The following is a 13,539-nucleotide window of genomic DNA, read 5'->3' as shown; positions in this document are numbered from 1 at the left end:
TGGCCGACGGCGTCACCGAGGAGGAGATCCGGGCCGCAACGCAGGCGAACATCGTCGAATGACAGGACCGGCCGACAACCCGCTTTATGCCGACCTGTTCGGGGATGCCGCCACCGCCGGGGCCTTTACCGCCCAGGCCGAACTGGCGGCGATGATCCGGACCGAGGCCGCGTTGGCCGATGTGCAGGGCCGGGTGGGGATGATCCCCGCTGCCTCGGGCGATGCCATTTCGGCGGCCTGCGCGGACATGCGGATTGATCCGGCGATGCTGGCCGCCGCCACGGCGCGGAACGGCGTGCCGGTTCCGGCGCTGGTGCAGGCGATACGCGACCGCATCCCCGCGCCCCATGGGCAATACCTGCATTGGGGCGCGACCAGCCAGGACATCATGGACACGGGGCTGGCCCTGCGGCTGCGCCCCGTGCTGGACCTGTGGCAGGGGCGGCTTGACGATCTGCTGGCCGGGCTTGGGCGGATGGCGGGTGATCATGCCGATCTGCCGATGGGGGCGCGGACCTATGGCCAGTTGGCCACGCCCACCAGTTTCGGCGCGGTCGTTGCTGGCTGGGGCTGGCCGCTGATCGAGGCGCGCCGTGACATGGACCGCCTGCGCGCCGCCGTGCTGCGCCTGTCGCTGGCGGGGGCGGCAGGCACCCTGTCGGCCATGGGTGATCAGGGCGCGCAGGTCCGCGCCGACCTGGCCAAGGCGCTGGACCTGCGCGATCCGGGCCATGCCTGGCACAGCGACCGCAGCGGCATGGCGACGCTTGCCGGCTGGATCGCCACCCTTGCCGCCAGCCTTGGCAAGATGGCCGAGGATCTGCTGCTGATGACCCAATCGGGTCTGGGGCTGGTGACAATCAGCGGGGGTGGCGGGTCCTCGACCATGCCGCAGAAACAGAACCCGGTGGCGGCTGCGGCACTGGCGGCGCTTGCGCGTCAGGTGCTGGGCTTGGCGGCAGTGATGACCGGCGCGGGCCTGCACCGCCAGCAGCGTGATGGGGCGGCGTGGTTCACCGAATGGCTGACCCTGCCGCAGCTATGCATCAGCGCGGGCCGCATGCTGTCGCTGACCGGTGACCTGCTGTCGCGCCTGCATCCCGATGCCAGCGCCATGCAGGCCGATCTGCAGACCGGAAACGGCGTCATCCATGCCGAAGCGCTCAGCTTTGCGCTGGTCCAGGTGATCGGGCTGGACCGTGTCGATGCGGCGGCCAAGGTCAAGGATCTGTGCCGGCAGGCCGCGCGCGACGACATCCAGCTGACCGCCCTGGCAGAGGCCGAATGGCCGGGCCACGATTGGCCCCGTCTGCTGGCCGCGCGGGGGCTGGGCCTGGCCCCGTCCGAGGCCCGCGACTTCGCGCAGACCGTCCTAGCGCTCTAGCTGCTGGCGATAGGCGCCGGGTGACAGGCCCATCACCTTGCGGAAGCGGCGGTTGAAATAGCTGGGGTCCTGGTACCCCAGCTGATAGGCGATCGCCTGTGCCGTCATCCGCGTATAGGCCAGCAGGCGCGTCGCTTCGCGCATCAGGTGGGTTTCGATCAGCGCATGGGCCGACATGCCCGTCTGCGCGCGGCACAGCCGCCCCAGGTTGCGCGACGACATCCCCATCTGCGCGGCATATCGGTCCAGCGTCCAATGCCGGGCATGGTTCAGGGCGATCAAGTCGACAAAGCGCAGCAGGCGGGTCTCGGCCTGGGGCAGGACTGTGTTTTTCGTCGCTTGATCCTGCAGCAGATCGCAGATCAGTTGCGCCAGCATCGCGCGCAGCCGGGTGTGGCGTAAAGGGGCCTGACCCTGCCAGACATCATGCAGCGCTGTCACCTGGTCGGGCATATCGGGGGCGGGCGTGGCCAGCACGGGGGCCGCGATCATCGGCGCGATCTCGGCATCGGCGGACAGGATCATCGGGTGGCTTTCGACTGGCAGGGTCAGGACCCAGCCCTCGGTCCCGGCGGCGAAGGTAAAGCCGTGGACCAGGTTCGGCGGGACGAACAGCGTCAGGGGCAGGGCTGGCTGGCTGATCTCTCCGTCCAGGTTGATCGTCGCGTGACCGCCGGCCAGCAGAAAGATTTGCGCCAGATGCGCGTGGCGATGCGGACTGATGCGCCAGTCCAGCCCCGCCGCCCGGTCGCGGATGCGTTCCACATGCAGGATGTCGGGAAAGGGCGAGTTTTCGCCATAGAGCTGCCAGGCGGGAATGGGGCGCGTCTGCATGTCCGGATTGTGCCATGATTTGCCCGCATCGTCCATTCAATCCCGCCGGTCCCCGTCGCAATCTGGGCGTCGCAGGGAACGGTGCAATGGGGGGAACATGCGCACACAGGTTGCCATCATCGGCGGGGGGCCTTCGGGCCTGTTGCTGTCGCAATTGCTGAACCGTGCCGGGATCGCGACGGTGGTGCTGGAGCGTCGAAGCCGGGATTACGTGCTGGGTCGCGTGCGGGCGGGCATCCTTGAGGCGGGGACCGTCGATCTGTTGGAACAGGCGGGCGTGGGCGCGCGGATGCATGCCGAGGGGCACGCCCATCGCGGCTGTTATCTGACCGATGATCAGCAGATGATCCATGTGGATTTCACCGAAAGCTGCGGGGAAGGCGTGATGGTCTATGGCCAAACCGAGGTGACGCGCGATCTTTATGATGCGCAGGACAGGATCGGGGCCACGCATCTGCATCAGGTGGATAATGTCGCGCTGCATGACCTGACGGGGGATGCGCCCCATGTCACCTTCGATCAGGGCGGCGTCAGCCACAGGCTTGATTGCGACATGGTCGTGGGCTGTGACGGTTTTCACGGGGTCAGCCGCCTTGCGATCCCCGAGGATGTGCGCCGCGACTATGAACGCGTCTATCCCTTCGGCTGGCTGGGCATCCTGTCCGAAACGCCGCCACTGCGCGACGAGCTGATCTATGCCAACCATCCGCGCGGCTTTGCGCTGGCCTCGATGCGCAACCCGATGTTGTCGCGATATTACATTCAGGTTCCGCTGACCGACCGGATCGAGGATTGGTCCGACGACGCCTTCTGGGACGAATTTCGTCGTCGCATGCCCGATGACTTGGCCGCCGATCTGGTCACCGGTCCCAGCATCGAGAAATCCATCGCCCCCCTGCGCAGCTTTGTCAGCGAACCGATGCGGTGGGGCCATCTGTTCCTGTGCGGCGACGCGGCCCATATCGTGCCGCCGACAGGGGCCAAGGGTCTGAACCTGGCCCTGTCGGATGTGCGGCTGCTGTCAGCGGCGCTGATCGCGCATTACCGCGACGGTGACGACAGCGGGCTGGATGATTATTCGGCGCAGGCGCTGGAGCGTGTCTGGCAGGCCGTGCGCTTTTCCTGGTCAGTGACGACGATGATGCACCGCTTTCCAGATCATGACGCCTTTGATCGCCGCATGCAGCAGGTGGCATTGCAGTCGCTGACCACATCCGACAGCGCGCGGCGGCTGTTTGCGGAATGCTATACCGGGGTCGGGCTTTAGGCCGGGGACGACAGGACGACGACCGGACCGGCGGCGGCATCCTGCGGGTCGTGCGTGACCAGCAGTGCCGGGATGCCCGTCTGCGTGATATGGGACAGGGTAAAGTCGCGGATCTCGGATCGCAGGGCGGTGTCCAGCTTGGCGAAGGGCTCATCCAGCAGCAGGGCACGGGGTTCCGCCAGCAGGCCGCGCATCAGCGCCACGCGCGCCATCTGCCCGCCCGACAGCGTGGTCGGATCGCGGTCGGCCATGCCCGCCATCCTTGCGTCTCGCAATGCGCCCTCGACCAGGGCGCGACGATTGCGGGTGCCGCGCGGGATGCCGAAGGAGAGGTTCTGCCCGACGTTCAGATGCGGGAACAGGACCGGGTCCTGAGAGATCACGCCGACGCGGCGGGTCTGCGGGGCCTGTCCGGCCAGGTTCATCCCCGCTAGGACGATATCGCCGCTGATGGTGAAACCGCGCGCCAGATGCCCCCCGATCGCGTCCAGCAGCGTCGATTTCCCGACGCCCGACGGCCCCATCACCACCCCCACCTGTCCCGCCGGAACCTGCATGTCCAGGGGCGCGAACAGGGGCCCGTCGTTTCGGTGGATCTGAACGCGGCGCAGTTCAAGCATGGGTCACCTCTCTGCGCCCATGGCGCGGCGGTTTCGATAGGCGATGGCGGGAATGGCGAAGGCCAGCCTATAGGTTAGGATCGGCAGCAGCGCCTGAAGGCTTGCCACCACCCCCGTCACCCTGCGGTCGGACCCCGATGCCAGCGTCACGGTTTCGGTCGTCAGGGTGGTCACGCGGCCCGCCCCCAGAAACAGCGTCGGCAGGTATTGCGCGACCGATACGGCGATGCCGATGGCGAAGGCCGTCGGCACCAGGACCAGCAGCACCGGCAGCTTGACCCGCCACAGGATGCGCCTTGGATTCGCGCCCACCCCAAGGGCCGCGGCCCTTGGGGTGGGCGCGAATCCAAGGCGCGCCACGGGCCCGACAGCGCGATCATCACATAGGGAAAGACGAAGATGGCATGCCCCCAGATTGCCAGCGCCACCCCTTGCGGCAGTCCCGCCCCAAGGGCCGCAATCTTCAGGCTGTAAAGAACCGCGATCTGCGGCAGCAGCAGGGGCAGATAGATCAGCGCCTCGGCCCAGGGGGCACGGGGGCGGCGCGGCGGTCCTCGGCCTTCGGCCAGGCGATGGCGGCGGTCAGCGCCGCGACGGTGCTGGCCAGCGCCACGACCAGCGTGGTCGCCAGCGGGCCTGCCGCGATCTGGCCCGCCCGCCCCCAGAACCGCCATGACAGCTTGGCGGGCAGGATGTCGGGAAAGGACCAGCGCCACGTCACCGACCACACCGCCAGCATCGCCAGCAAGGCCATGGTCAGCACCAACATGACCGCGCCGCAGAAACCCGCGATCCGCGTGATGGCCGCCAGCCCCGGCACGCGGTGTCCCCGCGCCACCCGATCGGATCCCCAGGTTCGCATTGCCCGCTGCAGGGCTGCGACGCACAGGCCCGCCACCACCACCAGCCCCAGTTGCAGAACGCTGCCCGCCGCCGCCGGCAGCAGGCGCGTCAGGTCGGGATCGCCGTAAAGCCGCGTCAGCATCACCACCAGCGTCGGCGGATTGGCAGGGCCCAGGATCATCGCGACATCCACGACCAACATCGAATAGGCCAGCACCACCAGCACGGGCAACCGGATCAGCGGCCACAGCTGCGGCGCGATCAGGGTCAGCCAGATATGAGCCTCGGGCAGACCCAGGGCGCGGGCGCTGCGCAGGTGGCGCGACAAAAGGATCTGCCGCAGGCCCGCCAGCATCATCAGCAGCAGGAAGGGGAATTCCTTGGCCGTCAGACCCAGGATCAGCGCCAGCCCCCAGGGGTCGTTGACGCTGGTGATGTCTGGGGGCGGGTCCCACCCGGCCAGCGGCGCCGCGATCCGGGCCAGCCAACCCGATGGCGCGATCAGGAACCCTAACCCGATGGCCAGCGCCGCATGGGGCGCGGCCAGCACCGGCGCCAGCAGGCGCTGCATCCAGCGGCTGTCATGCCAGCGGATGCAACATCCCGCTGCCAGAACCAGCGACAGCGCCGTCGTTGCCACCCCCGTCCAAAGGCTGATCCGCACGGCGCGCGGCAGGCCCGGGATGGCCATCAGGTCGCGAAAGGCGTCGAGCCACGCCTGCGTAGCCCCCAGGGTGGGCATCGGGCCCATGGCCGCGCGCAGGGTCTGCCAGACCCCGGCCAGGATCGGCAGCACGATCAGCATCAGGACCGCGCCCAGCACGATCCGTGCCAGCAGGCGGTCAGGCCGCAATGGTCCTATCTGGTGTGTCGCGCGGCCTATTCCTGGGTCTGCGGAGTCATCCAACTGGCATGCGGTTCGGGCAGGGTCGGACCCAGATCCTGCAGCGTGGGCAGCGCCGGGGCGGTGGGCAGATCGGCAAAGACGTCCTGGTCCAGCCTGTCCGGATCAAGAACCGAAAACGACCCCAGCGCGGTGATATCCTGCATATGGGCCTGGGTCTGCGGGTCCAAGAAGGAAGTTCGCCACCACCTTGGCGCCTTCGGGATGGGCGGCGTTGAAGGGGATCGCCACGAAGCTGACATTGCCGATCGATCCGGCGTCGGGCACGAAGAACATTGCGATGTCCAGTTATCCGTCGTTCAGCAATTGCTGCTGGATGGATTTGTTTTCGGGAAAGGCTTGCCCCTGACGCCACAGATTGGGTCGCAGGGCGTCGTACCAGTCCCACGGGGGGGCGGTCTGTCGGGCACAGGCCTGATCGGTCACGGGTTGCATCAGGGCCTGGGGGTCGGGGGCCATCTCGACCAGGGCTTGTTTCAGAAAGGTCGCGCCCATGAAATTCGACGGATCGGGATGGGTCATCCGCCCCGGATGCGCCGCTGCCCATGCGACGAAACCGGCCATGTCGCGGGGCGGGGTCGGGGTGCGCTCGCTGTCGTGGATGAAGACGAAACGGGCCAGCCGACACGGACTTTTGCGGCCTTCGGTGGGATGGTGAAATCGAACATGGGGGGCGTGGGGTGACAGGTCCAGGTATTGCGCATTCGGCAGGTTGGACAGGAACGGATCGGCCAGAAGGCCCTGGTCATTCATCGCCAAGAAATATGACCCGTTGATTCAGATCAGATCGACCGACCCTTTGGTGTTCCGCTCCGCCGCCTTTTCCGACAGGATGCGGGTCACGGCCTCGGCGGTGGCGGCCAGTTTGACCTATTCGACTTTGACGCAAAAGCGGTCCTGCGTCTGCGCGCCCACCCAGGCGATGAAGTCGTTGGTGCGCTGATCCCCGCCCCAGGCGTTCCAATAGGCGGTATGGCCGCGCGCATCAGCCAAGGTCTGGTCCCAATTTGCAAGGGCAGGGACGGTCAAAGCCAGCAGCGCGCCGGCGGCAAGCATCATGGCGGTCTTCGACCGGCGCATCAGTGTCTTTCCATGTCGTTGGGTGCAAATGCCCGCCAGCCCATGTGCCACCGCAACAGGGTGGTGATCGCGCAGGCGGCGGCAAAGACATAGGCCAGGGGCGCAAAGGCCGTGGGCCAAAGGCAGATGACGACGAAAAGGGCGATGGTCTCGAACCCCTCGGTCAGGCCGCCCAGGTAATAGATGCCCTTGGCGGGAAAAGCGGCGGCGCTGTCACCGCGCTTGGCGGCGATGGCGGCATAGGCCAGAAAGGACGATCCGGTGCCCACGAAGGCCGCGATCAGCACGGCGGCGGGCAGGGCATTGACCGGATCGTTCAGCGCAAAGCCAAGCGGGATCAGCGCATAGAACATGAAATCCAGCGCGATATCCAGAAAAGCTCCGCGATCGGTCGGCCCCTGCAGCCGCGCGACGGCCCCGTCCAAGCCGTCCATCAACCGGTTCATCCCGATCATCGCCAAGGCAGGCAGCCACCAGCCCATGATCACCGCCGCAAAACCCGCCAGTCCAAAGCCGAAACCCACAAGCGTCAGCTGATCGGCGCGAATGTCGCGGTCGTCCAGCCAAGCGGCCACCGGGGCCAGGGCACGGCGTTGGGCGGGCAGGATCAGGGCGTCGATCATCCGCGTCTCCAATCGTGAAAGCGGCGGGCCAGGGCGGTCAGGCGGGGGTTCACATGGGCACGCCGCCATGCGCCGGCTACCGATTTGTTGGCCTCGGCCAGGGTGGGATAGATGTGGATGGTGCCAAGGATCTTGGACAGGCCCAGCCCGTGCTTCATCGCCAGCACGAATTCGGCCATCAGATCGCCCGCATGCGCCCCGACGATGGTCGCGCCCAGGATGCGGTCCTTGCCCTTGGGGGTCAACACCTTGACGAAGCCCCGTGTCGTGCCGTCGGCAATGGCGCGGTCCGACCCTTCCAGCTCAAAGCGGGTGACCGTGACCTCGATGCCCTGCGCCTGCGCCTCGGATTCCGAGATGCCGACGCGGGCAACCTCGGGCGTCGTGAAGGTCGCCCAAGGGATGACGCGGGCGTCGACCTTGCTGGCCCTGATATCGCCGAAAAGCGCGTTCAGCGCGGCATAATAGGCCTGGTGGCTGGCGGTATGGGTGAACTGCCAAGGACCCGCCACGTCGCCCGCGGCCAGAATGTTGGGAAAGATCGTCTGGAGGTAGTGGTTCGTCTGCACGGTCCGGTCGGTCGGGATGCCCAACTCCTCCAACCCCAGCCCCGACAGGTTCGGGGTACGGCCGACGGCAACGATGATTTCGTCCACCATGATGCGGCGCATGTGGCTGTCATGGTCCAGTTGCAGCCAGCGCCCGGTGTCGTCCCGGCCTGCGTGGATCGCCTTGTGGCCAGTCAGGATCTGGACGCCATCGTCGCGCAGAGTCTCCGCGATCAGATCGGACACCTCGGAGTCCTCGCGCGGCAGGATGCGGGGGCCAGCCTCGATCTGGGCGACCTCGGCACCAAGCCGGGCGAAGGCTTGGGCCAGTTCGGTCCCGATCGGTCCGCCGCCCAGAATGGCGATGCGGGCGGGCACCTGGTCGCGATCCGACAGGGCGTTCCACATCGTTTCGGATGTCAGCGCGCCACAATCGGCCAGCCCCGGAATGGGCGGCATGGTCGGATGCGCGCCGGTGGCGATGACGATGGCGCGGCTGGTCAGCCGGCGCGTGCCGCCCGCGTTCAGGTCGATCTGGACGGTGAAGGGGTCGACCAGACGGGCGCGGCCCTGAAGGACTTCGACCCCCAGGCTCTCATAGCGTTCGATGCTGTCATGGGGGGCGATCCTGGCAATGGCCGCGTGAATGCGGGCCATGACAGCGCGGAAATCGACCTGCGGGGCAACGGGGGCGATGCCATACCGGTCCGCGTCGCGCACGGCCTTGGCGACTTGGGCGCTGGCGATCAGCGTCTTCGACGGCACGCAGCCGGTGTTCAGGCAATCGCCGCCCATCGGGCCTGCCTCGACCAGGGTGACGCGCGCCTTGGTGGCCGCGGCGATATAAGCGGTGACCAGCCCCGCCGATCCGGCCCCGATGACGACCAGGTTCCGGTCAAATGTCGCGGGCCGCGTCCAACCGGCATAGACGCGCCGGCGTCGGATGATGCCCATGACCGCCCGTGCGATCCAGGGAAAGGCCGCCAGCACCGCAAAGGACGCGATGACGGCGGGCGACAGGATGCCCGAAATGCTGTCCAGCTGGGCCAACTGCGTGCCCGCGTTCACGAAGACCGCCGTACCCGCCAGCATGCCAACCTGGCTGACCCAGGCAAAGCGCAGCAGCGGCATGGGCGTCAGGCCCATCAGCAGGTTGACGGCAAAGAAGGGCAGGACCGGGATCAGCCGCAGCGAGAACAGGTAGAATGCACCGTCGCGTACGATCCCGGCCTCGATCCGGTCCAGTCTTTCGCGAAACCGCGCCCGCACCCAGTCCCGCAGCAGATAGCGCGCCGCCAGAAAGGCCAGCGATGCGCCGATGGTCGAGGCAAAAGAAACGATGACCAGACCCTGCCAGAACCCGAACAGCGCCCCCGCCCCAAGCGTCAACCAGACCGCCAGCGGCAGCGACAAGGCCGCCACCGCCACGTAGAGCGCGAAGAAGGTTCCCGCCACTAGGGCCGGATTGTCCAGGCGGAACCCTTCGATGCGGGCCAGTTGGTCGCGAATGCCTTCCAGCGTGGTCAGATGGTCGGGGATGGCCAGAAAGCCCGCCACGGCAACCAGCACCAGCAGGGCAAAGATCAGGGGGCGGGTCATGGGTCTGCCTTGCTGTTTCGATGTCTTTGGTTGCGTTACGTCCGGCGCCCTTTCTTTGTTACAGGTTTTGCGGGGGAAAACGAACAGCCGCCGTCATGCCCAGGCCGCCATGATGTCGCGGGACAGCTGCGTCAGGGTGGGGGCCACCAGATCCGGGACCGGCACACCGGTCACATGCAAGGGTGCGTTCACCCCATGCGTGACCAGCGCGCCCTTGCCGCCCATCGCCTGCAGGCCGATCGTGTCCCAGACATGGCAGGCCACAAGACAAAGATCCCGCGGTTCGACCCCCAAACCATCGCACACCAGCCGATAGGTTTGCGGCGCAGGCTTGAAGCGGCCGCTGGGCTGGACGCTGAACGACGCTTCAAAGAACGATGCCAGGCCGGATCGGTCAAGCGCGGTGGGGCCGCTGCCCTTGGGCGAATTCGTCAGGGTAACCATGCGAAAGCCCGCGTCACGCAGCTGTTGCAGCGCGGACGCCGCATCGGCATGGGCCGGCATGCTGGCAATGGCCGCCGCCAGATCGGCAATCTGGGCTTGGCTGATCTGTATATTGCGGATCTGACCCAGCATGCGCAGCGTGCCTGCCGCGAGGCTGGGAAAGTCGCTGTCGATGCCGCTGATCGTCAGGGTCTGCGAATAGAGGATCAGTTGGGCGAACCAGTCGCGCAGCGCAGCAGGGTCGTCGAAGATGTCTTCAAAGACGGGCGCCAGGCTGTCCAGGTCCAGCAGCGTTTCATTCACGTCGAAGACAAGGATGGGTCTGTCGGGCATCGTCGGGCCTTTCCGGTGGCGGTGCGGGAAAGCAACGGCGCTGGCTGGTCGGAGGTTTCCCCGCGTGCCGTCTTAACCCGCCATTTACCCTTCTGACCTAGGCTGAGTGGCGACGGCTATCAGCCACTGGACGGGACCCGCCATGAAACATGCGTATCAGGCCGCTATTCTGTTGATGCTGGGAACAGGTCCCGCAGCCGCGCAGGAGGATTGGACGGGTTATCATGTCGGCGGCGCATTGGTCGCCAGCAGGGCCGAGATGACGGCGGATGGCAATCTGCGCGATCTGCTGGACAGCCAAGGCGTCGATGACCGGTTGTTCGCGCCTTCCGGATCTGCGCTGGGCCTGCGGGTCGGGCGCGACTGGCAGCACGGTAACTTGGTCCTGGGACTGGTGGCCGAATACCAGGCGGGCCATGCCAGCGCGGGCGCCGATGATGCGCGGATCGGCCAGATCCTGCAGAACCCCGATGTCAGCCTGTCGCGCAACAGGCGTGTCGTCGGACGGATCGGCTATGTGGCGGGGGACTGGTTGCCCTATGCGCTGGCCGGGCAGGACGTGGCACGGTTCCGCATGACGGGCACGGCTGAGGCAGAGGGCGACATCGAAGGCAACAGCCTGGGCCTGGGGGTCGAACATCGCGTGACCCCGCATCTGTCGACATTCGCGGAATATTCGCAGACCGATTTCGACCCGATTCCCGGCTCGGGCGGGCAGCTGGACCTGTCCCGCAAGGATCTTCGTCTGGGGGCCAGTTTTCGGTTCTGACGGGGGCCGGAGCCCCATTTGGCCAGCCGTTTTTCAGGGACAATCGCCGGGGTCACGATCATTGGTGGACCAGCGGCCTGATGCAACTGTTCCGAAGCCGTTCGATCCACGGAGCCAACGTTACGCGCCAGCCTCCGTGGCCGATCAGGGCGACCGAACGCGTCTCAGCCCGCTTCGCCGATCACGATCTGGCCGTCCCTGATCTGCAGGGGCACGGGTGACAACCGGCACCCGATGCCTTCGCCCGCGACGCCCTCTCCGGTTTCGGCGTCGAACATTGCGCCATGGACGCTGCACATCAGCCTTGTGCCGTCCTGGGACAGCAGGCGGGGGCTGCGGTAATCCAGGGGCAGGAACTGATGCGGGCAGGCATTTACATAGCCACGGATGCCTGCATCCGTCACGACCAGCAGCAAGGGGAAGTCCCCCGCACCGGTGGTGACCGTCACCGCCTGTGCGCCCGACAGGCTGGACACCCCCGCCACCGGCGTACCGGGGGCGGGGGCCGAGGACAGGTCGGTCCAGATCATTCGGCGGGTTCGGCCTTCAGGACGCCGCGGCGGACCTGGTCCTCCTCGATCGATTCGAAGAGGGCGCGGAAGTTGCCTTCGCCAAATCCGTCATCGCCCTTGCGCTGGATGAATTCGAAGAAGATCGGTCCGATCACCGTCTTGGAAAAGATCTGCAGCAGGATGCGGGTCTGGCCGCCCCCGACCACACCTTCGCCATCGATCAGAATGCCGCGCTTCTGCATGCGGTCCAATGGTTCCTCGTGGTCCGTCACGCGGGCGCGGCTCATCTCGTAATAGGTGGCGGGGGGGCCGGGCATGAAGTCCATTCCGGCATCGGCGATCTTGTCGGTGCCGCCATAGATGTCGTCGCTGGCGATGGCGATGTGCTGGATGCCTTCGCCCTTGTATTCGCGCAGGTATTCCTCGATCTGGCTGTTGTCGTCGGCGCTTTCGTTGATCGGGATGCGGATCTTGCCATCGGGCGATGTCAGCGCACGGCTGGTCAGCCCCGTCTGCTTGCCCTTGATGTCAAAGAAGCGAATTTCCTTGAAATTGAACGTCTTGGCGTAGAAACTGTACCAAGTGTCCATGTTGCCGCGGATCACGTTATGGGTCAGGTGATCCAGGTAATAGAAGCCAAACCCCTCGGGGCGGGGATCGACGGCATCGATCCAGTCGAAATCGGCCTCATAGGCGCTGCCCCGGTCGGCATAGGTGTCGATGAAGTACAGCAGCGACCCCCCGATGCCATAGACCGCCGGCGCATCGATCGATTTGCCGTCGCCGGTATATTCGGTCGCGCCCAGATCGACCGCGCGCTTCAGCGCGTGTTGGGCATCGACGACGCGCCAAGCCATGGCGGGGGCGCAGGGGCCGTGTTCCTGAACGAATTGCGCAGCATGCCCGGTCTTGTCGCCGTTCAGAAGATAGTTGATGTCGCCTTGACGATAGAGCGTGATGTCGCGCGTCTTGTGTTTCGCGACCGGCACGAAGCCCATCTGACGGAACAGCTTGTCCAGCACGGCGGGGTCGCGATGGGCAAATTCGACGAATTCGAAACCGTCGGTGCCTGCTGGGTTGGCCTCGGAAATGCTGGCTTTGGGGGCGTCATGCGGGAAAGGGCCCATCGAAATATCCTCCGGTTGTCTGAACTTGGCACCATCATGCGCCGGACGGGCTGCATAGTGTTTGCGTATTCGGGGTCGCGTCGGTGTCGTCCTGCATGTATCGTGCATAAATAGTATAATCTGCAGGCATCCCGCGCGTTAAAATCCGCAGGTGCGCATGGCAAGGCCGGAAACCGGAGGTCCGATGACGCTGGATGAATTCGACATCGCGATCCTACGGGCCTTGCAGAAGGACGGGGCACTGACCAACGCGGCACTGTCGGGTCTGGTGCATTTGTCACCTTCCCAGTGTTCGCGCCGGCGCGCCGCGCTGGAGGAATCGGGGTTGATCCAGGGTTATGGCGCGCGGCTGGATGGTGAAAAGCTGGGCTTCGGGCTGCGTGCGATCGTGCGGGTGAACCTGCGCCGCCATGGCGGCGACAGCGAACGCAGCTTTGCCCGGTTCCTGTCGCTGCACCCCGAGGTCCGGTCGGCGTTTTCGGTGTCAGGGGATGCCGATTACGTGCTGGACCTGCGGACGCTGGATCTGGAACGCTTTGCGCGGTTCATCCACGAACATCTGCTGCCGCATGAGCATGTGGCCCAGGTCCGGTCCGAGATCGTCCTGCGCACGGTCAAGGACGATCCCGGTTTCGACCTGAACCACCTTTAG

At 66.2% G+C, this 13,539-nt stretch carries 16 protein-coding genes; 4 read left to right on the top strand and 12 right to left on the bottom strand.

Annotated features, from left to right (window positions below; genetic code table 11):
* Window positions 1-1,384 (top strand): lyase family protein (locus DKT70_RS08975; protein WP_325048033.1); only part of this gene is annotated, 1,384 nt, incomplete at its 5' end.
* Here the strand turns inward: DKT70_RS08975 and DKT70_RS08970 are convergent.
* On the bottom strand, window positions 1,373-2,218 hold the full coding sequence (locus DKT70_RS08970) for a helix-turn-helix domain-containing protein (RefSeq protein ID WP_158529983.1): 846 nt from the start codon (window positions 2,216-2,218) through the stop codon (window positions 1,373-1,375). The two genes, DKT70_RS08975 and DKT70_RS08970, sit on opposite strands and share 12 nt — an antisense overlap.
* A 97-nt stretch (window positions 2,219-2,315) precedes the next feature.
* Here DKT70_RS08970 and pobA point away from each other — a divergent pair, with 97 nt between their 5' ends.
* Window positions 2,316-3,485 carry a 4-hydroxybenzoate 3-monooxygenase gene (gene pobA / locus DKT70_RS08965; RefSeq protein WP_111558801.1) on the top strand — a complete coding sequence of 390 codons (1,170 nt, stop codon included), beginning with the start codon at window positions 2,316-2,318 and terminating at the stop codon, window positions 3,483-3,485.
* On the opposite strand, the gene DKT70_RS08960 is transcribed toward pobA, so the two are convergent.
* The 9 genes from DKT70_RS08960 to DKT70_RS08930 form a co-directional block, all read right to left on the bottom strand.
* Window positions 3,482-4,105: an ATP-binding cassette domain-containing protein gene (locus DKT70_RS08960; protein ID WP_111558800.1), complete on the bottom strand. Its 624-nt coding sequence runs from the start codon at window positions 4,103-4,105 to the stop codon at window positions 3,482-3,484. The genes pobA and DKT70_RS08960 overlap by 4 nt on opposite strands.
* Before the next feature lie 3 nt (window positions 4,106-4,108).
* Window positions 4,109-4,465, bottom strand: a complete 357-nt coding sequence (locus DKT70_RS08955; RefSeq protein WP_146612611.1) for a hypothetical protein — start codon at window positions 4,463-4,465, stop codon at window positions 4,109-4,111.
* 151 nt (window positions 4,466-4,616) lie between these two features.
* A complete protein-coding gene (locus DKT70_RS08950) occupies window positions 4,617-5,801 on the bottom strand; it encodes an ABC transporter permease (RefSeq protein ID WP_111558798.1) in 1,185 nt (394 codons plus the stop codon).
* A gap of 26 nt (window positions 5,802-5,827) precedes the next feature.
* Window positions 5,828-6,022: a hypothetical protein gene (locus DKT70_RS18355; RefSeq protein WP_233490499.1), complete on the bottom strand. Its 195-nt coding sequence runs from the start codon at window positions 6,020-6,022 to the stop codon at window positions 5,828-5,830.
* Between the two features lie 118 nt (window positions 6,023-6,140).
* On the bottom strand, window positions 6,141-6,611 hold the full coding sequence (locus DKT70_RS18350) for a type 2 periplasmic-binding domain-containing protein (RefSeq protein WP_233490498.1): 471 nt from the start codon (window positions 6,609-6,611) through the stop codon (window positions 6,141-6,143).
* 111 nt (window positions 6,612-6,722) lie between these two features.
* Entirely contained in the window at window positions 6,723-6,932 is a 210-nt protein-coding gene (locus DKT70_RS18345; RefSeq protein ID WP_233490497.1) for a hypothetical protein, read from the bottom strand.
* Entirely contained in the window at window positions 6,932-7,555 is a 624-nt protein-coding gene (locus DKT70_RS08940) for a CDP-alcohol phosphatidyltransferase family protein (protein ID WP_111558797.1), read from the bottom strand. Before DKT70_RS08940 ends, DKT70_RS18345 begins: the two co-directional genes overlap by 1 nt.
* Window positions 7,552-9,702, bottom strand: coding sequence for an FAD-dependent oxidoreductase (locus DKT70_RS08935; protein WP_111558796.1), 2,151 nt, complete (start codon window positions 9,700-9,702; stop codon window positions 7,552-7,554). The genes DKT70_RS08940 and DKT70_RS08935 overlap by 4 nt, the downstream gene beginning before the upstream one ends.
* Window positions 9,703-9,795: 93 nt before the next feature.
* Window positions 9,796-10,479, bottom strand: a complete 684-nt coding sequence (locus tag DKT70_RS08930) for a haloacid dehalogenase type II (protein WP_111558795.1) — start codon at window positions 10,477-10,479, stop codon at window positions 9,796-9,798.
* A 142-nt stretch (window positions 10,480-10,621) separates the two neighbouring features.
* On the opposite strand from DKT70_RS08930, the gene DKT70_RS08925 reads away from it, so the two are divergent.
* Entirely contained in the window at window positions 10,622-11,248 is a 627-nt protein-coding gene (locus tag DKT70_RS08925; protein WP_111558794.1) for an outer membrane protein, read from the top strand.
* A 164-nt stretch (window positions 11,249-11,412) separates the two neighbouring features.
* Here the strand turns inward: DKT70_RS08925 and DKT70_RS08920 are convergent, their stop codons facing one another.
* Together DKT70_RS08920 and hppD are read right to left on the bottom strand one after the other, a co-directional pair.
* A complete protein-coding gene (locus DKT70_RS08920) occupies window positions 11,413-11,778 on the bottom strand; it encodes a Rieske (2Fe-2S) protein (RefSeq protein ID WP_111558793.1) in 366 nt (121 codons plus the stop codon).
* Window positions 11,775-12,887: a 4-hydroxyphenylpyruvate dioxygenase gene (gene hppD / locus DKT70_RS08915; RefSeq protein ID WP_111558792.1), complete on the bottom strand. Its 1,113-nt coding sequence runs from the start codon at window positions 12,885-12,887 to the stop codon at window positions 11,775-11,777. The genes DKT70_RS08920 and hppD overlap by 4 nt, the downstream gene beginning before the upstream one ends.
* 184 nt (window positions 12,888-13,071) lie before the next feature.
* Between hppD and DKT70_RS08910 the strand changes: the two genes are divergently transcribed.
* Window positions 13,072-13,539, top strand: a complete 468-nt coding sequence (locus tag DKT70_RS08910; RefSeq protein ID WP_111558791.1) for an Lrp/AsnC family transcriptional regulator — start codon at window positions 13,072-13,074, stop codon at window positions 13,537-13,539.

Origin of the sequence: Paracoccus sediminilitoris (assembly GCF_003259195.1) — a bacterium.
GTDB lineage: Bacteria > Pseudomonadota > Alphaproteobacteria > Rhodobacterales > Rhodobacteraceae > Paracoccus > Paracoccus sediminilitoris.
Note: the sequence above shows the minus strand (reverse complement) of the source record. Positions and strands in the feature narration are given on the sequence as shown.